Source organism: Agrobacterium sp. a22-2 (genome assembly GCF_012276985.1).
Taxonomy (GTDB): domain Bacteria; phylum Pseudomonadota; class Alphaproteobacteria; order Rhizobiales; family Rhizobiaceae; genus Allorhizobium.
Map to the genome: position 1 here is coordinate 90,414 of NZ_JAAXMM010000014.1, position 21,396 is coordinate 111,809.

At 63.6% G+C, this 21,396-nt stretch carries 17 protein-coding genes; 8 read left to right on the forward strand and 9 right to left on the reverse strand.

Translation table 11 applies throughout. The features are described from left to right. Positions 1 to 67: 67 nt before the first annotated feature. The 5 genes from HFC70_RS20625 to HFC70_RS20645 are packed head-to-tail and all read left to right on the forward strand — an operon-like array spanning position 68 to position 6,339. Positions 68 to 1,015, forward strand: coding sequence for an ABC transporter permease (locus tag HFC70_RS20625; RefSeq protein WP_168475175.1), 948 nt, complete (start codon positions 68 to 70; stop codon positions 1,013 to 1,015). Then, positions 1,012 to 1,887, forward strand: coding sequence for an ABC transporter permease (locus HFC70_RS20630; protein WP_168475176.1), 876 nt, complete (start codon positions 1,012 to 1,014; stop codon positions 1,885 to 1,887). The genes HFC70_RS20625 and HFC70_RS20630 overlap by 4 nt, the downstream gene beginning before the upstream one ends. A 26-nt stretch (positions 1,888 to 1,913) precedes the next feature. Further along, a complete protein-coding gene (locus tag HFC70_RS20635; protein ID WP_168475177.1) occupies positions 1,914 to 3,698 on the forward strand; it encodes a gamma-glutamyltransferase family protein in 1,785 nt (594 codons plus the stop codon). 3 nt (positions 3,699 to 3,701) lie between these two features. Further along, the gene (locus tag HFC70_RS20640; protein ID WP_168475178.1) at positions 3,702 to 4,460 is read left to right on the forward strand and encodes a DUF1028 domain-containing protein; all 759 of its coding nucleotides are present in this window, start codon (positions 3,702 to 3,704) and stop codon (positions 4,458 to 4,460) included. A gap of 37 nt (positions 4,461 to 4,497) precedes the next feature. Continuing rightward, positions 4,498 to 6,339: an ABC transporter ATP-binding protein gene (locus HFC70_RS20645; RefSeq protein WP_168475179.1), complete on the forward strand. Its 1,842-nt coding sequence runs from the start codon at positions 4,498 to 4,500 to the stop codon at positions 6,337 to 6,339. A 10-nt stretch (positions 6,340 to 6,349) separates the two neighbouring features. Here the strand turns inward: HFC70_RS20645 and HFC70_RS20650 are convergent, their stop codons facing one another. From HFC70_RS20650 to HFC70_RS20660, 3 genes are all read right to left on the reverse strand, one after another. Further along, complete coding sequence (locus tag HFC70_RS20650) at positions 6,350 to 9,796, reverse strand: YhaN family protein (RefSeq protein WP_168475180.1); 3,447 nt, start codon at positions 9,794 to 9,796, stop codon at positions 6,350 to 6,352. Between the two features lie 2 nt (positions 9,797 to 9,798). Further along, positions 9,799 to 11,034: a DNA repair exonuclease gene (locus HFC70_RS20655; protein ID WP_168475181.1), complete on the reverse strand. Its 1,236-nt coding sequence runs from the start codon at positions 11,032 to 11,034 to the stop codon at positions 9,799 to 9,801. Positions 11,035 to 11,123: 89 nt separating this feature from the next. Next, the gene (locus HFC70_RS20660; protein ID WP_168475182.1) at positions 11,124 to 11,468 is read right to left on the reverse strand and encodes a hypothetical protein; all 345 of its coding nucleotides are present in this window, start codon (positions 11,466 to 11,468) and stop codon (positions 11,124 to 11,126) included. A 282-nt stretch (positions 11,469 to 11,750) separates the two neighbouring features. Between HFC70_RS20660 and HFC70_RS20665 the strand changes: the two genes are divergently transcribed. Together HFC70_RS20665 and HFC70_RS20670 are read left to right on the forward strand one after the other, a co-directional pair. After that, complete coding sequence (locus HFC70_RS20665) at positions 11,751 to 11,957, forward strand: hypothetical protein (protein ID WP_168475183.1); 207 nt, start codon at positions 11,751 to 11,753, stop codon at positions 11,955 to 11,957. A 28-nt stretch (positions 11,958 to 11,985) separates the two neighbouring features. Then, positions 11,986 to 12,618 (forward strand): J domain-containing protein, encoded by a 633-nt coding sequence (locus HFC70_RS20670; protein ID WP_168475184.1) that lies wholly within the window; start codon positions 11,986 to 11,988, stop codon positions 12,616 to 12,618. A 143-nt stretch (positions 12,619 to 12,761) separates the two neighbouring features. Here HFC70_RS20670 and HFC70_RS20675 read toward each other — a convergent pair whose 3' ends face one another. The 5 genes from HFC70_RS20675 to HFC70_RS20695 form a co-directional block, all read right to left on the reverse strand. Further along, positions 12,762 to 13,520 (reverse strand): hypothetical protein, encoded by a 759-nt coding sequence (locus HFC70_RS20675; protein ID WP_168475185.1) that lies wholly within the window; start codon positions 13,518 to 13,520, stop codon positions 12,762 to 12,764. A gap of 225 nt (positions 13,521 to 13,745) precedes the next feature. After that, entirely contained in the window at positions 13,746 to 14,909 is a 1,164-nt protein-coding gene (locus HFC70_RS20680) for an ABC transporter permease (RefSeq protein WP_168475186.1), read from the reverse strand. Beyond that, on the reverse strand, positions 14,906 to 15,829 hold the full coding sequence (locus tag HFC70_RS20685) for an ABC transporter permease (protein ID WP_210259362.1): 924 nt from the start codon (positions 15,827 to 15,829) through the stop codon (positions 14,906 to 14,908). The genes HFC70_RS20680 and HFC70_RS20685 overlap by 4 nt, the downstream gene beginning before the upstream one ends. Beyond that, entirely contained in the window at positions 15,829 to 16,932 is a 1,104-nt protein-coding gene (locus tag HFC70_RS20690) for an ABC transporter ATP-binding protein (protein WP_168475188.1), read from the reverse strand. Before HFC70_RS20690 ends, HFC70_RS20685 begins: the two co-directional genes overlap by 1 nt. Before the next feature lie 136 nt (positions 16,933 to 17,068). Next, the gene (locus HFC70_RS20695; protein WP_168475189.1) at positions 17,069 to 18,208 is read right to left on the reverse strand and encodes a substrate-binding domain-containing protein; all 1,140 of its coding nucleotides are present in this window, start codon (positions 18,206 to 18,208) and stop codon (positions 17,069 to 17,071) included. A gap of 269 nt (positions 18,209 to 18,477) precedes the next feature. Here HFC70_RS20695 and HFC70_RS20700 point away from each other — a divergent pair, with 269 nt between their 5' ends. Continuing rightward, a complete protein-coding gene (locus tag HFC70_RS20700) occupies positions 18,478 to 19,962 on the forward strand; it encodes a PLP-dependent aminotransferase family protein (RefSeq protein ID WP_168475190.1) in 1,485 nt (494 codons plus the stop codon). Positions 19,963 to 19,976: 14 nt separating this feature from the next. Here HFC70_RS20700 and HFC70_RS20705 read toward each other — a convergent pair whose 3' ends face one another. Next, positions 19,977 to 21,293 carry an aminotransferase class III-fold pyridoxal phosphate-dependent enzyme gene (locus HFC70_RS20705; protein WP_210259363.1) on the reverse strand — a complete coding sequence of 439 codons (1,317 nt, stop codon included), beginning with the start codon at positions 21,291 to 21,293 and terminating at the stop codon, positions 19,977 to 19,979. Positions 21,294 to 21,396: the final 103 nt, after the last annotated feature.

Here is a 21,396-nt window from a genome sequence, read left to right on the forward strand (position 1 = left end):
CGCCCTACTGTCCTACGGAGTGCAAAGGCGCTCCGTAGGAATTCTCGCAATTCAGGACCATATGCTCATGCATATCTACATCGGAAAACGGCTGCTGGTCGCCATCCCGACGCTGCTGATCGTGTCGATCTTCGTGTTCTCGCTGCAGAAACTCCTGCCGGGCGACCCGATCCTTGCCATGGCTGGCGAAGAGCGCGATCCGCAGGTCATCGCATTCCTGCGGGAGAAATATCGTCTGAACGATCCCGTCGTCTACCAATACGGCTACTGGATCGCCAATGTGCTGCAGGGCGATTTCGGCATGTCACTGCGCACCAACCAGCCGGTGCTGGAACTGATCGGTGAGAAACTGCCGGTTACGATCCAGCTGGCGATCATGTCGATGATCTTCGCCTTTGTCATCGGCGTGCCGATGGGCATCCTGGCCGCCGTCAAGAAGAACACGGTCATCGATTACGTCGCCAATATCGTTGCGCTGTCCGGCCTTTCCATCCCGAATTTCTGGCTCGGCATCATGCTGATCCTGCTGGTCTCGGTTCGATTGGGCTGGCTTCCCGCCTCCGGGTACGAATCGATCTTCGTCGATCCTGTGCGATCGCTCGAGACCATGATCATGCCGGCCTTCGTGCTCGGCACGGCGCTTGCCGCCACCTTGATGCGCCACACGCGCTCGGCCATGCTCAGCGTCATGAAGGCCGATTACATCCGCACGGCGCGTGCCAAGGGCCTGTCGGAACGGGTCGTCATCCTCAGCCACACCTTCCGTAATGCGCTGCTGCCGATCGTGACGCTCAGCGCCCTGCTGTTCGGCGAATTGCTGGCCGGCGCCGTGCTGACCGAGCAGATTTTCACCATTCCGGGCTTCGGCAAACTGATCGTCGATGCCGTATTCAACCGCGACTATGCCGTCGTGCAGGGCGTGGTTCTGTGCACCGCCATCGGCTTCATCCTGATGAACCTCATTGCCGACGTGCTCTATGTCCTCCTCAATCCGCGCATGAGGGCCAGCCTATGACAGCGCTTCAACAGACAGCGGGCGTGGCGACGCCGCCGAAAAGCGGCAATCGCGCCTGGCGCAAGCTGAAAGCCAATCGCAGCGCCCTGGTCGGCCTCTGCATCATCCTGTTCTTCGCGCTTCTGGCCCTGTCGGCGCCGCTGCTGCCGATCGCCGATCCGCTGGCCACCAGCTGGACCGCCATCCGCAAGGCGCCGTCGGCCGCCCATTGGATGGGCACCGACGATATCGGCCGCGATATCCTGTCGCGCATGATCTGGGGCGCCCAGGCCTCGCTGATGGCCGGCATCTTTTCGGTCGCCATTTCCATCGTCATCGGCGTGCCCTTCGGCCTGATCGCCGGCTATTTCGGCGGCTGGGTCGACCAGGTGATCTCGCGCATTACCGAGGCGTTTCTGGCCCTGCCCTTCCTGATCATGGCGATTGCGCTGGCCGCCTTTCTCGGACCGAGCCTTACCAATGCGATGATCGCCATCGGCCTGTCGGCCATGCCGGTTTTCGTGCGGCTGACACGCGGCCAGGTGCTGGCGGTCAAGACAGAGGATTATGTCGAAGGTGCCCGCTCGATCGGCCTTGGCCATCTCGACATCATGCTGCGCTATATCCTGCCCAACATCACCGCGCCGATCATCGTCCAGGCGACCCTGACGGTGGCGACTGCCATCATCGCCGAGGCCAGCCTCTCCTTTCTCGGGCTTGGCCAGCAGCCACCGGCGCCCAGCTGGGGCTCAATGCTCAATGTCGCGAAGAACTTTCTCGATCAGGCACCGTGGATGGCCATGTGGCCGGGGGCAGCGATCTTCCTGGTCGTGATCGGTTTCAATCTGCTTGGAGATGGTCTGCGCGATGCGCTTGACCCCCGGGAATCCTAAAGAATAAGAGAGTGAAGGAATAGTCGATGACTGAGTTTACCACCCGCCCGGAAATCCTTGGCACGTTCGGCGTCGTGACCTCCACCCACTGGATCGCCTCGGCCGTCGGCATGAGCATCCTGGAAAAGGGCGGCAATGCCTTTGACGCCGCGGTCGCTGCCGGTTTCGTGCTGCAGATCCTCGAGCCACATCTGGTCGGCCCCGGCGGCGACATGCCGGCGCTGATCTATTCGGCCAAAACCGGCAAGGTCGAGGTGATTTGTGCGCAAGGAACCGCACCGGCCAGCGCGACGATCGAGCATTATACAAAAGAGGGACTGTCGATCATCCCCGGAGACGGTCTGCTCGCCACTGTCATTCCCGGCGCCTTCGACGGCTGGATGCTGATGCTGCGCGATTACGGCACGATGACCGTGCGCGACGTGCTGGAACCGGCCATCCATTATGCCGAACACGGCCACCCCATGCTGCCGCGCGTTTCGGCCACCATCAAGGGTCTGGCCGGCTTTTTTGAGAAGGAATGGCCGACGTCCTATGAAACCTGGTTGCCGGGCGGCGTCGCACCCGAACCGCATGCGCTTTTTCGCAATCCGGTTCTCGCCGCCACCTATACCCGCATCGTCAAGGAAGCCGAAAGCGCCACCAGTCGCGAAAACCAAATCGAAGCCGCGCGCGATGCCTTCTACCGCGGCTTCGTCGCCGAGGCGATCGAGGACTATCTGAAATCAGCCGAGGTTATGGATGCCAGCGGCAGCCGCCACAAGGGTGTCTTGACCGCGCAGGACATGGCCGGCTGGAGCGCTACGGTGGAAGCGCCGCAGACCTTTGACTATCACGGCTGGACGGTTAACAAGACAGGACCATGGGGTCAGGGACCGGTGCTGCTGCAGTCACTGGCGCTGCTGAAGGGCGTGGATGTCGCGGCGATGGACCCGCTCGGTGCCGATTTCGTGCACACCGTCGTGGAGACGATGAAGCTCGCCTATGCCGACCGCGAGGTCTATTACGGCGACCCGGCCTTTGCCACGATACCGATGGAGCAATTGCTGTCGGATGGCTACAACGACGAACGCCGCAAGCTGATCGGCACGACCGCATCGCTGGATCTGCGTCCGGGCCGATTGCCGGGTTTCGAAACCCAGCACGACCTGACTATGGGGATGTTGGCCGGCATGTCCGGCACCGGCGCCGTCTACGAGCCGACCATGTCGCATCTGACGGAAAAGCGCGGCGACACCGTGCATATCGACGTCATCGACCGCGACGGCAACATGGTCTCCGTCACGCCGTCCGGCGGCTGGCTGCAATCCTCGCCGATCGTGCCGGGCCTCGGCTTCTGCCTCAATTCCCGCGCCCAGATGTTCTGGCTGAAGCCGGGCCTGCCGACCTCGCTGACGCCGGGCAAGCGGCCGCGCACCACGCTGACGCCGTCGATCGCCTTTTACGAAGGCCGCCCGACGCTCGCCTTCGGCACGCCCGGCGGCGACCAGCAGGACCAGTGGCAGCTATCCTTCTTCCTGCGCTATGTGCATCACAAACAGAACCTGCAGGCGGCGATCGACATGCCGCTGTTCCACACCGCGCATTTCCCCGGCTCCTTCTATCCGCGCACCAGCCAGCCGGGCAATGTGATGATCGAGCGCAATATCGGCTCCGACGTGCTCAAGACGCTCCGAGCCATGGGCCACGACATCACCGAAGCCGATCCCTGGACCGTCGGTCGCCTGACCGCTGCACGCCGCGATGCCGATGGCCTGCTGCGCGCCGCCGCCACCCCGCGGCTGATGCAAGCCTATGCGATCGGGAGATAATCCATGACCTGGTCCATCGTTGCACGTGACCCAGACACTGGCCATCTCGGCATTGCCGTCGCCAGCCGCTTCTTCGCGGTCGGCGCCGCCGTCCCCTACATGCGCGGCCGCATCGGCGCCATTGCCACCCAGGCCTTCGTCAGCCCGCTTTACGGAACGGACGGCCTTGCTCTCCTGTCTGAGGGCCATTCTCCCGACGAGATCATCGCGATCCTGACCGGTCGCGACGACGGCGCCCAGCAGCGGCAGATGCACCTGGTCGACGCGGAGGGCCGCAACGCCGCCTTTACCGGCGCAAAATGCATCGACTGGGCCGGGCATCTGGTCGACGACAATGTCTCGGTGGCCGGCAATATGCTGGCCGGACCTGAGGTCATTGCCGAGTCCCTGCGGGTCTACAAAGAGACATCAGGCGCGCCGCTGGCCGAGCGCCTGCTGGCCGCCATGGATGCCGGCGAGGCGGCCGGCGGCGACAAGCGCGGACGGCAATCGGCGGCGCTGAAGATCTACCGCGACCAGGACTATGTCTGGCTCGATATCCGCGCCGACGACCATCTCGCTCCGCTGGCAGAGCTCCGCCGGCTCTATGCGGTCGCGCAGGAGCGTTTCCTGCATGTCGCGGAGACCATGCCGACCCGCGACAATCCCCATGGCCTGACCGACCGCCGGCTGATCGACGAGAAGATCGCCGCCCTTGAGGCCGCCCGCATCGCCGAAGGTCGCCCCTCGCCCTCCTTTGCCACGCCGCTGAAGCCCGCATGAGCCGGAACCGCACCCGCAGGATCGGACCAGGAAAACCATGAGCCCCATGACGACAAATGCCGCCCACGCCGAGACATCAGCCGTTCTCTCCGTCGAGGATCTGACGACCTCCTTCCTGGTTGACGGTGAGTGGCGGTCGGTGGTGCGCAACATTTCCTTCGATGTTCACCCCGGCGAGACCGTGGCCATCGTCGGCGAATCCGGCTCCGGCAAGAGCGTCACCTCTTTGTCGATTATGCGGCTGCTGGCTCGCGACCAGAGCCGCGTCGAGGGCCGGGTGTGGCTGAACGGCCGGGATATCCTGGCGCTGTCGGAAAAGGACATGCAGAAGGTGCGCGGCAACGAGGCCGCGATGATCTTTCAGGAGCCGATGACCAGTCTCAACCCGATCTTCACGATCGGACGGCAGATCTCCGAAGTGCTGACCCGGCACAAGGGCCTGTCGAAGGCGGAGGCCCGCGGCGAGACCGTGCGGTTGCTGGAAAAGGTGCGCATTCCCAATGCCACGAACCGTTTCGAGGAATATCCGCACCAGTTTTCCGGCGGCATGCGCCAGCGGGTGATGATCGCCATGGCGCTCGCCTCGCGGCCGAAACTGCTGATCGCCGACGAGCCGACCACGGCGCTGGATGTGACGATCCAGGGCCAGATCCTCGACCTGATCAAGCTTCTGCAGGAAGAGGAAGGCATGTCCGTTCTCTTCATCACCCATGACATGGGCGTGGTGGCCGAAATCGCCGACCGCACCATCGTCATGCTGCGCGGCGATGTGGTCGAGCAGGGCCTGACCGCCGACGTCTTCCATCGCGGCCAGCATCCCTATACCCGCGCACTTCTGGCCGCCGTGCCGAAGCTCGGCTCCATGCATGGCCATGCCTGGCCGCTACGTTTTCCGATCGTCGATATCGGCTCGGGTGAGGCGAGCGTTCCCACAGAAATGGCCGATACGGTCGATACCCGCAAGACACCTGTTCTGTCGGTCAAGAACCTGGTGACGCGCTTTCCGATCCGCAGCGGCCTGTTCGGTCGCCAGATCGGCGCAGTGCACGCGGTGGAAGACATTTCGTTCGAGTTGTTCCAGGGTGAAACGCTGTCGATCGTCGGCGAAAGCGGCTGCGGCAAATCGACCACCGGGCGCTCGATCACCCGGCTGGTCGAGCCCGACAGCGGCGAGGTGTATCTCGACGGTTACAATGTGCTTAACCTCGACCAGCCGAGCCTGCGCGCCATGCGCCGCAGTGTGCAGATGATCTTCCAGGACCCGTTCTCAAGCCTCAATCCGCGCATGACGGTCGGGGCAGCCATTGCCGAGCCCTATCTGAAACACCGGCTCGGCACGCGGCAGGAGGCCCAGGACAAGGTCGCCGATCTCTTGCGCAAGGTCGGCCTCGACCCCCGGATGATGGACCGCTATCCGCACGAATTCTCCGGCGGCCAGCGCCAGCGCATCGCCATTGCCCGCGCCCTGTCGCTCAACCCGAAGGTCATTGTCGCCGACGAAAGCGTCTCGGCGCTCGATGTGTCGATCAAGGCGCAGGTCTGCAATCTGCTGATGGATCTGCAGGAGGAGTTCAATCTTGCCTTCCTGTTCATCAGCCATGACATGGCCGTGGTCGAGCGCATCAGCCACCGCGTTGCGGTGATGTATCTCGGTGAAATCGTCGAGATCGGCCCGCGCGCTGCGATCTTCGACAATCCGCAGCACGACTACACCAAGAAACTGATCGCCGCCGTGCCCGTGCCGGATCCGGCGCGGCGCGGCATCAAGCGCAATGCGGCGATCGAGGAGCTGAAAAGCCCCGTGCGCCCGAGCGGCTATGTGCCGCCCAAGCGCGTCTACCGCGAAGTCTCAACAGGGCATTTCGTACAGGCGGGCTGACGGAAAAGGCTCAGATCCGGATCAGGTCGACGCTATCGCCCAGTTCCCGGACGGCGATGTCGACGACGCTCAGCTGGTGGGTGAAGAGGATGGTCTGGAAAGTGCCTGACGTGCCGGCCAGCGCCTTCAGGCCCGATGCCGTGCGGTCATCGTCGAAGGTCTGGAAGATGTCGTCGACGATCAGGGGCGCCGGCTCGTTGCGGCTGCAATAGTCCTCGAGGAAGGCCAGCCGCAGGGCCAGATAGAGCTGGTCGCCGGTTCCTTCGCTGAGGCCGCTGAGCGGCACCCATTCGCCAGTCGCCCGTTCCGCCTTCAGATGCAGGGCGTCATCGGCGTCATAGTCCTGCACCAGTCGCGCAAACCTTCCGCCGGTCAGCACCGAGAACAGATCGCCGGCCCGCGTCATCATCGGATCGGCCTGCGCCTCGCGATAGGCTTCCATCGACGTGCCCAGCAGATGGGCGGCCAGCTTCAGCACCACCCATTGCCGGGCCAGCTCGCGGGCTTCCTGTTCGGCCGCCAGCTTCTCGAATACCGCATATTCGGCACTCTTGCCGGTCTCCAGTGCCCGGCGCTGCCGCTCGTTCTCGGCCAGCACGGCCGTCAGTTGGCCAAAGCGTTCGACATGGGCGTGATCCTCGGCCTCCAGCCGTTCGATGTCGAGATCGGCGGCCACCCGGTCGAAGCCGGACAGATCAAGGCGAACCTCGTCCTCGCTGCGGCCTTCGGCCTGCAGATCGAAGCGACGGCGCGATTGCGTGAGCCGGCCCTCGATCTCGCGCCGCTGCTGCAGCCGCTGCAACAGCAGGGGGAGATCGTCGCCGACCGGCATCGCGCTGGCAAGGGTCGACAGCACGGCATCGGCCTCTTCCGCCTCCAGCCGGGCGCGCGCCAGGACCTGCTGTGCCCGCTCCAGCGACCGGATCAGGCCCAGGCGCCGCTGATGATCGGCATTGGCGGCGACCACCCGCTCATGCAGGATATCGACCACCGCATCGGCCGAGAGCGTCGCCAGTTCCGGCGCGATCTCGACGGCAAGCCCGCGGGCATCCTCTTCGAACGCCTGGATGTCGCGCTCCATGCCGCGCACCCGCCGGCGGCGGTTTTCGCGCTCGGCCAGCGTCGCCGGCACATCCTTCCAGACGAGGATAGAGGCCTCTGCCATTTCAACGGAGGCGGTGGCAGTCAGACCGATTGCCGCAACCGCCTCGGCAAACACCCGGCCCCAGCGTTCCGCCTCGTCGCGAAGCTCGGCCCGGCGGGCTTCCAGCTTTTCGATCGTATCGAGCGACGACTGTCGCTTGCCTTCGGCAGCACGGCTCTCCGTCCAGCGCTGGCCGATATCGGTGACGTGGCGATTGAGCGCCCGGCCGAGGGCCGACACCGGCAGGGCCTCATATCCCGCCAAGCCACAGGCATCAGAAAGCGTCTGCAGAACCGGAGCGATGCGCGGCTCGATCCGCTGCAACTCCGCAAGTTCGTCTTCCAACCCATGCAGGGCATCGCGCTGCTTGGAAAGCCCCTCGACGGCGCGGCGCCACTCGATCATGCGTTCGGCGCTGTCCGGCTCCAGATCGAGCCCGGCAAACAGCGCCTGATAATCGGCGCGGACGGCCTCCAGATCGGCAGCCGCGGCCGTCGCATCCCGGTCCGCCTGCCGACAAGTCTCGTTCAATTCTACGAGACGCAATCTGAGCTGCTGGTGGCGGGCGACCCGCTCGGCATCGGTGAGCGCGCTGTCGGCCAGCCGGTCGGCTTCGCCAATCGCTCGGGCGACCTCCTGCTCGGGGACGGACGAATCCTTCCTGGCAAAGGCCTGGAACAGCCCGTCGCGCCGCGACCGGGCCGTGGTGATGTCATCCCGCGTGACGATCGTGCCATCGTGCTGCAGCCCGGCGATGTCCCGCTCGACCGTTTCTTTTTCCGAAAGCAGGCCACCGAGCACCGTGGAGGCCTGCCGGGCGACGGTCGTGGCCTCGTCGATGCGCCGGCGATGATCGGCAAGGGCGGCCAGATCCGGCAGCGGGGTGGCGAGCAGCCGGTCGAGATCGACGACCGGCGGCGACAATCTTGCAGCGGCCTCGGTCAATTCCGATCGGGCGCGGGAGGCCCGCACCGCGAGGGCATCAAGCCGGGTCAGCTCGGCCAGGTCTGGCTGCAGGGCGGCCAATTGGTCGGCATAGGGTTTTGGGTCGATCAGCCGTCCGCCAGCCTTGACGTTGTCGAGATGGCTCAGGTAGTCGCGCTCTTCGTCCAGCCGCTTGGCAATATCGTCGAGCCGGCGCCGGATATCCCGGCCTTCGCCGGACAGCACGCCGAGATGAGCGAGATCGGCATCGGCCGGCTGGCTTTGCTCCAAGCCGTCCGGATCGGCCGGCAGGCCGAGCTTGCGCGCAAGACCGGCGAGCCGTAGATCGAAACCTTCGACTTCGCCCCGCACCCGCGACAGGTCCTCGCGGGCCTTCAGATAGGAGCCTTTCTCGGCATAGCGCGCCACAACACGATCGGCCGCGGCAAACACCGCCTCGTCGACCTCCGCCAGGCCAAGTTCGTCACCCAGCCGCACCGCCTCGTCCTGTACCGTGTCAAGCGCGTCCTGCGCCTTGGTGCGCGACTGCAGCGCCTCATCCAGTTGGGCTTCAAACGAGGACGGCACCGCCTGCAGATCGGCAAAAAGCAGCAGAGATGTCTGATCGGCGTCAATCTCGCGGATCAGCGGCTCCAGCCTTTTCAGCCCTGTCAGATGCCCCAGCGCATGGCGAGTTTCCTGGCGCGCCTGCTGCAGCGCCTTCATTTCCCGTTCGGCGTCTGCGGCGTCCGCGAGCAATTTCTTCCAGTCGCCGGAGCGCAGCTCAAGCTCCCGCTCGGCTTTACGGGCCTCGTCATGGCGGTCGAGTGCCTGATAGAAAGACCGGTCCTTGGAACGGCGCGTCGCAAAAATTCCCTCCGCCTCACTCTCCAGCGACTGGCGCAGTTTGCTGAGGCCTGTCAGGCCGGAGGCGGCGGAAAACAAGAGGCTGCCGATTTCGCCGCCGCTGTGCAGCATTTCCAGCGCACCCTGGCGCAGCCGGTGCGAGTTGAGGCCGAAGGCCCGCTCAAAAACATCCCGCCCGAGACTGCCGAGATAAGGCGCCAGGGCGTCGTCGGCCAGCGGCGTCTCCGCCTCGCTATGGTCGATCAGGGTATTCTTGCGGCCGCGCCGCCGGCGGAAGGCCAGCTGGTCCCTGTCCCGGCCGGAGAGAACCGCGCCGATGCGAAGGCTCGACGGCTCGTGCAGAAAGCTGTCCTCGGCCGCGGTCGGAAAGCCGAACAGCAGATCGGAAATGGCCTTCAGCGCCGACGACTTGCCGGCCTCGTTCGCCCCATAGACGACATGCAGCGCGGCGCCGGGCCTGAACTCCAGCACGCGATCGGTCAGCGCGCCGTAGCGCAGGATGTCGAGACGATCAAAGCGCATGCCTAGCCGCCTCCGCCGCGGGCGAGCAGCAATTGCCGGGCTTCCTCGACGAGCGCCTCGACCGTCACATCAAGCGGCAAGTCGCCCGCACCGATGCCGCCCGGCAGCCTGAGAGCGATCGTCGAGACCAGGTCCTGCGCCTGGGCCAATGTATCGTCCGGCAAGGCGTCGGCAGCAAACAGGTGCTGCAGGTCGAAGGCAGCACCGGTCGATATCCCTTCGGAAAGCGAAGGGGCGATGAGCCGCAGTTCGAGCTTTTCGAGCCAGATATCGGCGTGGCAGCGATGGCAGGCCGCCTGCACTTCGTCATGCCATTGCCGGCGATTGGTGGCAAAATCCCTGTAGAGCGGCGTCACCCCGGCAAGCCTTACCCGCAGCGCCAGCATGCGCCCCTCGATATCGTGGGCAAGCGGCAGGGCTGCCCGCTCGACGGCCGCGAGGACAGCATTGGCATCGTCTTCGGGACTGATCATCACCTCGACGGCACCGAAGCGCGCTTCGTCGACGATCACCCGTTCATGCCGGGCGCGGCCATCCTCGACGCTGACCAACACGGCGCCCTTGGCGCCCTGTTCGCGAATGCTGCGGCCCTGCAGGTTGCCGGGAAAGATCACCAGCGGATCGGTCGCGACCTCTTCGAACTCGTGCACATGGCCGAGCGCCCAGTAATCGTAGCCGCGCGAGCGCAGGTCCTCGACCGAACAGGGGGCGTAGGGCGCATGGGGTTCGCGGCCGGTCAGCGACGTGTGCAGCACGCCGATATTGAACCATCCGGCCACCGGCGGCGGATAGGCGATCGCCAGATTGTCGGTCGCCGAACGGTCGGCAAAACCCTGGCCGTGCAAGGCCACCTGAATGGGTTCAAGGCGAAAGCTGCCCGGCGCATTGGTCGGAAATTCGTGGACATTGGCCGGCAGGGTGATGGTCTTGGTGATGACGCTCAGGGCATCGTGATTGCCACGCAACAGGAAGACCGGAATTCCGGCCCGCTCCAGCCGCGCCATTTCGCGGTTGAAGAACAGGCCGATCTTGTTGTCCTTCCAATCGCCGTCATAGACATCGCCGGCAATCAGGAAGAAGTCGACCTGCCAGTCGACGGCCTGGGTCACCAGCGTCGAGAAGGCCTTGCGGCTGGCCTCGACGAAGACAGCGGCGATCTCGGCATCCTTCAGGGCAAGTACCTGAAACGGACTGCCCAGATGCAGATCGGCCGCGTGGATGAACCGGAAAGAAGACATGAACTCGAATCGTCAGGTGCCGTTGGCCCCTGTTTTAGGAAAATGCGGACCCGATTGATAGTCTTCTGCCCGGCTTATCACGCGCTGCGTCAGAGGCGGTGCATACGGGCGACGTCGAGCTCCGGAAAGGCTGCGAGCAGATCCTCGCGCGAACCGATCGTTTCAGGTTCGGCATGCAGCACGACGCTCAGCGGATCGCCGACCTGCAGCACCTTATCGGCGCGCACGGAGATGCTGTCGCCATTGCCGCGCAACAGGGTTGCTTCCCTTTCAAATCCTTGCGTCAGCAGCCAGTCGCGCGATGCGTTGAGGCTGACCTGCACTTCATAGGAACTGTTCTCCCGAACGACCTTGACCAGATAGGGCACCGGCGCGCGGTTGCCGTCGATCAGAATCTCGCCCTGGCCATCGGCATTTTCAATGTGTTCGCTCATATCGCTTTATCCTTTGACAGTGCCGTCCGGCTCTCCCGCCGACAGCATGTGACCCCCGGTAAAGACAACCGAAGCTGCCAGCGATTTGTTCCCGGTGGGCGATCCGACCGCGACATCGTGACCCTTTCCGGCAGGACGTCTGCATTTTCTACCTTTGTCAGATCAAACCTCCTCTGCTATTGCGGGACCATGAACCGGGTGGCGGCGACGTGACCTCAAGGCAGATCAAACGAACCTCGCAGGCCGCACCAAGCGGCATGAGAGAGATCAACGGACCCTCAGATGGACAGTGTCGAAATCACCACGCGCAGCGAATTTGCCATGTGGGCCATACAAAGGGCGCAGGAAATCGTGATGAACGAGGGATCGGCGCTGGCGCTGGCGGCGCGTGACATGGACGAGGCCGCCCTGCAGGAAAACGGCGCGGCGCTCGGCCAGGCGATCGCCGAGGCCATGCTCGAAGTTTTCGACGGGCTCATCTCCGAATAAGGAGGGGGTCCGAACAAGGAGGGGCAATGTGATCGATCCCTATGAGATCCTGGGCGTCGCGCACGATGCCGACGACGAACAGATTCGGGCGGCCTACCGCCTGCTGGCCAAGGCCACCCATCCCGATTCGGGCGGCGATACCGAGGCCTTCATTCGCGGCCAGAAGGCCTGCGAACTGCTGCTCGATCCCGCCCGGCGCAAATTCTTCGACGAGACCGGTTACGATCTGGAACTGACCGAGGCGATGGACCTGCAGGGACTGCTGGTCATCGAAAAGCTCGTCAACGAGATCGTGCTCGACGACCGCGAGCCCGGCACCTTCGACCCGATTGCCGGCATGCGGGCCAAGCTGACCGAGGAGATCGGCAAGACCCGCTTCCAGATCCGCGAAATGCAGGGCCATAGCAGCCGGCTGCAAAACCACCTAGACCGGCTCGGCGACCGGCCGGGCAAGGATGTGCTGGGTTACATGCTGCGAGCCCGCATGGACACCATCGGTAAGCTGGTGGCGGAAGCCGCCGCCCGCATCGAGGCGACCGAGCGGGCTTTCGACATGCTCGACGCCTATTCCTACGCCATAGACCCTGCCGACGACGAAGAGGCGGTTCCAGACAGCCTCCTGGCGGACGAACCACCCATCAAGGCCAGCAGCCGTACATAACCGGGAAACGATGTTGAAACGCTGCCCGAGCCGGATGCAAACAGTGGACACCGGATTCTGGTGAGTAGCGATTTCGGCTGGAAAGCGACAGAAGCAGACGTCGATATTCTGGTCAGGCGGATATTCCTGGGGCCGCACCATCACTATCCGCTCGCTTCCATAATTCGTTTGCTGGCGTCTAGGGAAATCCTCGCCACGGAGCGCAACCATGCGGATGCAGGGCTCCCGTAAAGGGTTTTCGAAGGGTTTAAATGGGCCTGTTTGCACCGGTGGTAGGCGTGCGCTTCATACGCCAGGCGGCACACTATCCAAACCAGCCGCAGGCGCAGTCGCCCCAGGTCATCGAGTTGTGCAATGCGACCTTTGAACTGATCATGTTCGGCCATGTAAATTTCCACAGGCTCAATGGTTGTGAGTTTGCTGTCGCGGAGAAAGACACTAAAGTCAGCGGTGTCCCAAGAATGGGAGACCTTATTGCGAACACTACGCACCTTATCCAGTTCCAACGGCAAGTCAGGCGACACCACGTTGAAGGCCGCTGCCAGCTTGATGCGCTGGGAAAAACTTGAAAGAGGGCCGTAGGCGCCGAACAGATCTTTTTTCCCGCCAGGCACGTAATCGGGGATAGCATGCCTGTGTGCGACCACCAGAAGGTCATCGGCAAAGGCGCAAGTGATTATTGGAAGAAAGCGCGGTTCTTCACTCACCAAAAGTGACGCGAAGCGCTCTAGTTCGGCAGTGTCAAATGGGAGTTGATCAAGCGCTGCTACAAATAGCTCAATAGCCCGCTTTTCGAAGGACCGGGTATAGTTCCGATAAATTTGAAGGCCGGCCTTCTCGCCATAGCCAAGGCTCATGGCCGCGATGTCAGGGTCAAACCAATCAGCGTCGTTCTCAGTCATCACCGCACGATATACAGATCTTTGCCGCTTCATAGAGGGTCGTCGCTACTTTCTCGCCACGAGCCATGACGGGCGTATTCAGGTGAACCTGCCATCAAGTAAACCGAACTTGTCCGTTTAGGGCCCATTGCGGACGATGATCTTGCCTCGTCCCGCCCAGGAAGAAGCTCGAAACGAGCTTGACCTCACCCGCCGATTAAAAGCGCCACTAAGCCACCCCTTCCGTTAAGGCTGCGTCTTCGGCTTCAGCGCGTCGACCCCGAAGGCCCCGCCGAAGGGCGACGGATTGCTGGCGGCCGGCGCGCCCGGCGTCGTGGTCGGCGCAAAGGACGGCATGGGGGCTGGCGCTGCGGCCGGCGTGTTGCGACGCTGTTCCTCCAGCAGCCGTTCCTGCACCAGGCGCTTCTGGGCGGCGAGATCGGCGACGCAGGCGGACGAATCGTATTGGCTGCCCTGCCAGGTGGCTGTGGCCGCCATCGCCACCAGAACCGCGGCGACGCCGGCCGGATGGGTCAGCGCCCGCGTCACCGGATGGGCATAGAGCCGCGACTTGTGAACCCTGCCGCTTTTCAGCAGTTCCTGGCGGCGGATATGGGCCTCGTGCACCATGGCGCCGATCAGGGTGATGGCGATGATGATCACCGCCAGGGCCGAGAGCGACGGATCGGTGCCAAGCCGCACCTTGGAGGCGAGCGCCGTGGTGAACGTGCTGTCCGACAGGATCGTAAACACCGTGGTGTTGTAGTTCTCGAACGAGGCGAGCAGCGTCAGGAAGGCGGCCGAGCCAATGGCCGGACGCAGGAAGGGCAGCATGATCCGGCGAAACGCCTGGCCGGGCGTTGCGCCGAGATCGAGGGCCGCTTCCGTCAGCGTCGGATCGAAACGCTGCAGCCGCGCCATGAAGATCAGCATGGAATAGGCCGAGATGAAGGTCACCTGGCCGAGCAGCGTCAGGAAGATGCCGTTGTAGAAAATCGAGCCGTAGCCGGCCCCGACCCCGCGCGCCACGCCGCCCCAGAAGACGATGGTCGAAATGCCGAGCACCACGCCGGGGATGAGGATCGGCGTGATCAGCACGGCATAAAGCGTCGAGCGCAGCCGCGGGCTGATTTCGGCGAGCGCCAGGGCCCCGGCAAGGCCGACCGGCAGGGACAACGCCATAACGCCGATACCGATCATCACGCTGGTGCCGAGCCCTTGCATCAGCCGCTCGTTGCCGATCAACACGCCGAACCAGTCGGTGGTGAAACATTCCCAGGGGGTGATGCGCGGGAAGGATGAGGAGTTGAAGGCGGTGATCACCATGATGATCAGCGGCCCGAAGAGGAAGGCGAAGAACAGCAGCGAATAGGTGGCAGAAAAGCTGCCGCTTCCGGTTCCGCGGTTCATCGGCCGATCTCCCCGATCGATACCTTGAAGATGCGCATCATCAGCATCACGAAGGTGATGCAGACGCCAAGCAGGATGGTTGCATAGGCCGCACCCCGCTGCCAGTTGCCGGCATCATTGAACCATTGGTAGATCAGCTGGGTGAACCAGAGATTGGACGGTCCGCCGAGGATCTGCGGCGCCGCCAGCGCGCCGGCCGTCAGCATGAAGACCATGGTGGCGCCGGACGCGATGCCGGGTTTGGCGATCGGCAGCACGACGCGCCAATGCACCCGCCACCAGCTGGCGCCCATGTCGCGGGCCGCCTCGATCTGGTTGCGATCGAGCGCCTCCACCGCATTGTAGATCGGGAAGACCATCAGCAGGATATAGGCGTAGGTCAGGCCGGCATAGAGCGCCACGTCGGCGCGGATGAAGTCGACCGGTGCATCCCACAATCCCATGCCCATGCCGACGCCGTTAATCAGGCCGGTCGCCCCGAACAGCACCCGGAAGGCGAAGGCGCGCAGGATCTCGTTGACCCAGAAGGGCACGATCAGCCCGATGACCATCAGCCGGGCGACCACGCCGGTTGCCGAATGAGCGAGGATGAAGGCGATCGGGTAGCAGATCAGCACATCGATCAGGGTGACGAACACGGCCGCCACCAGCGTCTTCACCAGTACCCCGACATCGAGCGCGTTGAACGTGCCGCTGCTGCCGAACAGGAAGAAACTGTAATTCTCGAAGGTGTAGACATCCTTCGGGCCGCCGATCTCCGGCCGCGGCAGGTTATGCCGGAAGGAGAAATCCAGCATGAAGACCTGCGGCAGCACGATCAGCACCAGAACCCAGAGAAACACCGTGATGCCGACGAAAGCGGCCACGCCGATGCCGTGACGGTCGGCGAAATTGGCAAAGGCGGCGCGCAGCGACTGCATCATTGCACCCCGAGGCCAGATTCGGTTTCCGGAAGCACGATGGCAAAGCTCTCGTCGAAGGCGACCGGCACATCGCTGCCGTCGGTCGAAACACCGCTCGACGCACCATTGTTGACCAGGCTGACCCTGAGGTCACAGCCATTGGCGGTCAGGAACAGATGCCGGATGCTGCCCTCGAATTCGTCCTTGAGGCGCTTCGTCAGGACGCGGTTGGCGGTTGCCCCCGGTTCGGCGATGCGCAGCTTTTCCGGACGGATGAACAGGTGGCAGCGATCACCCGGCTTGTAATTGCGCCCGCCGCCGGCCCGGCCGGTCAGCAAACCGACCGGCGTATCGAGCGCAACGATCTCGCCATTCTGGCCTTTGACCGTGCCGGATAGGCGGTTGGTCTCGCCGACAAAGGATGCGACGAAACCGGTGCGCGGCCGATCATAGATCGATTCCGGATCGCCGATCTGCTCGATGACGCCGGAATTCATGACGGCGACGCGGTCCGACATGGTCAGCGCCTCGCCCTGATCATGGGTGATATATATGAAGGTCAGGCCGACGCGCTGCTGGATGGCGCGCAATTCGGTGCGCATATGCTGGCGCAGCTTGAGGTCAAGCGCCGACAGCGGCTCATCGAGCAGCAGGATATCCGGCTCGACAGCCAAGGCCCGTGCAATCGCCACGCGCTGCTTCTGGCCGCCGGACAGTTCATGGATCTTCTTGTCGCCCGTGCCGGGCAGTGCGATCATGTCGAGCAACTCGTCGGCCCGCTTGCGACGCTCCTTCCGCCCCACGCCGCGCACTTCGAGCGGAAAGGCGATATTGTCGGCGACGGACATCAGCGGAAACAGAGCGAGGTTCTGGAAAATCAGGGCGGTCGGACGCTTGTTGGGGCCGACATGTCTCATGTCCTGGCCGCCGATCAGCACGCGGCCTTCCGTCGGGTCGACAAAGCCTGAAATGCAGCGCAGCAGCGTGGTCTTGCCGCAGCCCGATGGTCCGAGAAACGAGAAGAACTCGCCACCCTTGATCGTCAGGAAGGCGTTTTCGACCGCCGTGTAATTGCCGAAACGAATGCTGACGTGATCGAGCACGATATCTTTGGTGGTCATGCAGCCCCTGCCATCCGGTCATTGCGGCCGGTCATGTCGGATACGGTGCGGGCATGGCCCCGCACCGCGCTGAAATGGTTCCGGTCCCGAGGCTCAAAGCCAGAACGCGTTACGATCGGGACCGAAGAGGTGCAACTCAGGCGCTGGTGAACTTGTTGACGAACTCGGTGCGCGCGTCGACATACCAGGGCATTTCGGCCGGCCAGGGATTCAACTTGGCGAGCGCATCGCCCGGATAGGCATCGGCAAAGTTCTTGGCATAGATCTCGCCGCCGAACTTGTCGGCACCGATGACCGGCGAATTATAGCCATGGGTCTTGATCGCTTCGCCGGCCAGCTTGGCATCGTAGCAGGCATCGATGAAGGCGTAGATCTGGTCGATATTCTTGGCGCCGGTCGGCATGGCAAGGCCGTCTACCCAGGCCATCGCGCCTTCGACGGGCGCTCGGTACATCACCGGTTCGCCGGCGGTCTTGAGAGCGATCGGCGGGCCGTCCCAGGTCTGGCCGACGATGACGCCTTCGTTGAGCAGACCATTCTTCTGCGCATCGGCATCGTTCCACAGAAGCTTGATGTTCTTCTTCTTGGCCACCGCCGTGTCGGTGATCTTGGTCCAGACCTCCTTCATCTTGGTCTCGTCCTGATAGGCCGCCCAGACGGAGCCTGCATCCATCTCGCCGCGGCGTTCCATGCCGAGGCCGAGGCCCAGCAGCATCGAATGCCCGCGGCCCATGGTCTTGCCGGCATTGGCATCGTCCCAGATGTCGTAATAGCTCGGGAATTCGCCGGCCGGCTTGAAGGTGTCGGTGCGCCAGGCAACGCCTTCGGTGCCCCAGATATGCGGCAGCCAGAACGTGCCCTTGCCGCCGAAATTCCAGTATTTTTCACCCAGCGCCATGGCCGGGTTGACCTTGTCGATGCCGACCTTGCTCATGTCGAAGGGCTGCAGCAGACCAAGATTTTCCCAGAGCGGATTGCGGTTGACGGTCGGCGTGACGAGGTCGAAGCCTTCGCCGTTGGTCGCCTTCATCTTGTTGAGGATTTCGTCGTTCGAGCCGATGCCGGTGAAATTGATCTTGATGCCGGTCTTCTCGGTAAAGCCCTTGACGAAGCTCTCCGGCAGATAGTCCGACCACATCATGATGTTGATTTCGCCGGACGAGGCGAGCGCCCGCGAGCTGATCACCGCCGGCATGGCGAGACCGGCACCGACGGCGGCGCTGTTCTTCAGGAAGTTTCTCCGTCCCATGGAGGCATTGAAGCTGAATTTCTGCATGTTCCGTTCCCCTTGTTTCGACCGGGCGACCGCCATGCGCAGCCGTACCGTGCCGTTGTTACCTCGCGGGGTTCCACTCTTTTCTTGTGATTTCTATCCCGCGCTGCAAAAATGGTATTGCTCCGCACCCAAGCGGCTTAGAGCCACGGACCGAAAACTATGGAGCCAGGGAAATGCCATCTGTCCAAGCCCGGAAGGACATTGCAAAAGAGACTTGATCCACCCGGCGCGTCCGAGTGCGGCAGGGCAGGCATACCATTGGAAAACTCATGCTAGAGCGCTTTTTCGTCGAGCCCCTCGATCCCGCCAAGCGGCTGCAACAGCAGATCCAGGAACGGTTGATCGAGGCGATCCTGGCGGGCGCCCTGCCCTTTCACGAGCCGCTGCCCGCCACCCGCATCATGGCCGAGCGCATCAAGGTATCGCGCAACACCGTGACGCTGGTCTACGAGCGGCTGGCCGAGGACGGCTACCTGAAATCGGTCAATCGCCGCGGCTATTTCATCGACGAGCGCTATGTGCGCGAACAGCTGAACATCAAGGTCGATGACCGCGCCAAGAAGCTGTTTCCGGCCGCTGCCGGCCCGGTCGACTTCACCCACCGGCTGCGCCAGTCCTTCACCGGCCAGCAGAACATCGTAAAGCCGGCCAACTGGCGCGATTTCCCTTATCCGTTCATCTACGGGCAGACGACGCCGGACAAGACCTCGCTCAGCCGCTGGCGCGATTGCGTGCGGGTCGCCGGCACCATGCTGCATTCCAAGGACTGGATGGTCGACCTGATCGATGCCGACGATCCCATGCTGGTCGAGCAGATCATCCGCCGCATCCTGCCGCAGCGCGGCTTTCGCGCCGAGCCCGATCAATTGCTGATCACCGTCGGCGCGCAGAATGCCCTCTATCTCGCCGCGTCCCTGCTCTGCGGCCCCGGCACGCGGGTCGACATGGAGGATCCGGGCTATGTCGATGCCCGCAACATCTTCCTCGCCCATGGCGTGCAGATCCGCCCCCACGCCATCGACGGCAATGGCCTGAGGGTGAGCGACGCATTGGCGGGTGCTGATCTGGTCTATGTGACCCCCGGCCACCAGTCGCCCACCAATGTCACCATGTCGATGGAGCGGCGGCTGTCGCTGCTGTCAGCCGCGGAAAAACATGATTTCCTCATTCTCGAGGACGATTACGAGCACGAGTTGAACTTCGTCGGGCCGCAGCGCGCCGCCCTGAAGAGCTTTGACCAGACCGGCCGGGTCATCCATGTCGGCAGCCTGTCGAAACCGCTGTTTCCGGGCTTGCGGCTCGGCTTCATCGCCGCCGCCACGCCGCTGGTGGCGGAACTCCGGGCGCTGCGCCGGCTGATGTACCGGCACACCTCGTCTCTTGACCAGCGGGCCATGGCGATCTTCCTGGCCGAGGGCCATTTCGACGCCCATATCCGCCGCCAGCGCACCAGCCTTGCGGAAAAGTGGAAGACCATCCTGCGCGCCGCCGCCAAACTGCTGCCCGGCTGCGACGTGACCATGACGACCGGCGGCTCTGCCGTCTGGCTGACCCTGCCGAAAGGCATGCTGGCCAAGGACGTCGAACGTCAGGCCGCCCTGCAGGGGCTGCTGGTCGAGGCTGGCGATATTCACTATCAGCGCCCCGATTCGCCGCGCAACCGCCTGCGCCTCGGCTTCGCGGCCATCGCCCATGACAAGATCGAGCCCGGACTGGCGCTGCTGGCGAAGGTGATCCGGGAGATCGAGGGATAGGCGAAGCGCTGCGATCAGAGATCGCTGCGGCCGAGAACCTTGCGCAGGATATCGATCATCCGGCCGAGATCGTCCTCGGTGGTGATCAGCGCGGGAGCAAAGATGATGGCATCGCCGGTCGCCTTGATGTGCAGGCCTTCGTTGAACAGTAGGCGCTGCACCAGCGACCCCTTTTCTCCCGGCGCCTTGCCCGGTACCAGCTGGATACCGGACATCATGCCGTAGCCGCGCAGATCCGACACCTGTGCGAGGTTGCGAAGGCTGAAGACCCCGTCGAGGAAGGTCTCGGACATCGCCTTGCCGCGGGCGAACAGATCATGGTCGCGGTAGATGTCGAGCGAGGCGAGTGCGGCGGCGCAGGCGACCGGATGGGCCGAATAGGTATAGCCGTGCATCAGTTCCGGCCGGTCGGCCGAGACCGAGTCCATGATCGTCGTCTGGATACCGGTCTTCACGGCGACGGCACTCATCGGAATGGTGCCATTGGTCAGCGCCTTGGCCATGGTGATGACGTCAGGCGTCACGCCGAACTCCTGGCTGGCAAAGGCCGAACCGGTGCGGCCGAAGCCGGTGATGACCTCGTCGAACACCAGCAGGATGCCGTATTTGTCGGCGATCTGGCGCAGTTTCTGCAGATAACCCTTGGGCGGCACGATGGTGCCGATCGAGCCGGCGATCGGCTCGACGAAAACAGCCGCGATGGTGTCGGCGCCGTAGGTCTTGCACAGATCCTCCAGGTCGTCGGCAAGCGAGGCGCCGTCATCCGGCTGGCCGCGGGTAAAGCGCTGTTCCTCGTTCCAGGTATGGCGCATGTGCACGACATCGCAGGTGACGCCGGAAAAATCGCGGCGATTGTTGACCATGCCGGCCAGCGATGTGCCGCCGAGATTGACGCCGTGATAACCCCAGGCGCGCGACACGAAGCGGGTGCGCTGGCCCTCGCCCTTGGCGCGGTGATAGGCAAGGCAGATCTTCATCGCCGTATCGACCGCCTCAGACCCGGATGAGCCGAAGAACACCCGGTCGATGCCCTCCGGCAGCAGTTCCGACAGGCGCTTCGCCAGCTCAAACGAGATCGGCGCGGCGCGCTGGAAATGCGGCGTATAGTCGAGCTCCATCAACTGCTTGTGGACCGCATCGGCGATCTCCGGGCGCCCGTGGCCGGCCGCACAGCAGAACAGGCCCGACGAACCGTCAATGATCTCCCGGCCCTCCGGCGTCCAGTAGGTGACACCCGACGCGCGGGCAAACATCTGCGGCTCCTCGCGGAACAGGCGATTGTTGGTGAAGGGCAGCCAGTGATGGTCCATGTTGATGGGCATCTGGTTCATGACGGGGTCCTCGACAGCTAAGATACTGCCTTTCAGCTACGCCGACCGCCGGTGTGTCTCTAGAGCCACGGCCGATATTCGTTCGGTCCAGCCATGGCGATTT

Bases quoted from the DNA above. Each gene is read 5' to 3' on its own strand.
- HFC70_RS20625 (WP_168475175.1), top strand. From the start codon at position 68: ATGCATATCTACATCGGAAAACGGCTGCTGGTCGCCATCCCGACGCTG.
- HFC70_RS20630 (WP_168475176.1), top strand. From the start codon at position 1,012: ATGACAGCGCTTCAACAGACAGCGGGCGTGGCGACGCCGCCGAAAAGC.
- HFC70_RS20635 (WP_168475177.1), top strand. From the start codon at position 1,914: ATGACTGAGTTTACCACCCGCCCGGAAATCCTTGGCACGTTCGGCGTC.
- HFC70_RS20640 (WP_168475178.1), top strand. From the start codon at position 3,702: ATGACCTGGTCCATCGTTGCACGTGACCCAGACACTGGCCATCTCGGC.
- HFC70_RS20645 (WP_168475179.1), top strand. From the start codon at position 4,498: ATGAGCCCCATGACGACAAATGCCGCCCACGCCGAGACATCAGCCGTT.
- HFC70_RS20650 (WP_168475180.1), bottom strand. From the start codon at position 9,796: ATGCGCTTTGATCGTCTCGACATCCTGCGCTACGGCGCGCTGACCGAT.
- HFC70_RS20655 (WP_168475181.1), bottom strand. From the start codon at position 11,034: ATGTCTTCTTTCCGGTTCATCCACGCGGCCGATCTGCATCTGGGCAGT.
- HFC70_RS20660 (WP_168475182.1), bottom strand. From the start codon at position 11,468: ATGAGCGAACACATTGAAAATGCCGATGGCCAGGGCGAGATTCTGATC.
- HFC70_RS20665 (WP_168475183.1), top strand. From the start codon at position 11,751: ATGGACAGTGTCGAAATCACCACGCGCAGCGAATTTGCCATGTGGGCC.
- HFC70_RS20675 (WP_168475185.1), bottom strand. From the start codon at position 13,520: ATGACTGAGAACGACGCTGATTGGTTTGACCCTGACATCGCGGCCATG.
- HFC70_RS20680 (WP_168475186.1), bottom strand. From the start codon at position 14,909: ATGAACCGCGGAACCGGAAGCGGCAGCTTTTCTGCCACCTATTCGCTG.
- HFC70_RS20685 (WP_210259362.1), bottom strand. From the start codon at position 15,829: ATGCAGTCGCTGCGCGCCGCCTTTGCCAATTTCGCCGACCGTCACGGC.
- HFC70_RS20690 (WP_168475188.1), bottom strand. From the start codon at position 16,932: ATGACCACCAAAGATATCGTGCTCGATCACGTCAGCATTCGTTTCGGC.
- HFC70_RS20695 (WP_168475189.1), bottom strand. From the start codon at position 18,208: ATGCAGAAATTCAGCTTCAATGCCTCCATGGGACGGAGAAACTTCCTG.
- HFC70_RS20700 (WP_168475190.1), top strand. From the start codon at position 18,478: ATGCTAGAGCGCTTTTTCGTCGAGCCCCTCGATCCCGCCAAGCGGCTG.
- HFC70_RS20705 (WP_210259363.1), bottom strand. From the start codon at position 21,293: ATGAACCAGATGCCCATCAACATGGACCATCACTGGCTGCCCTTCACC.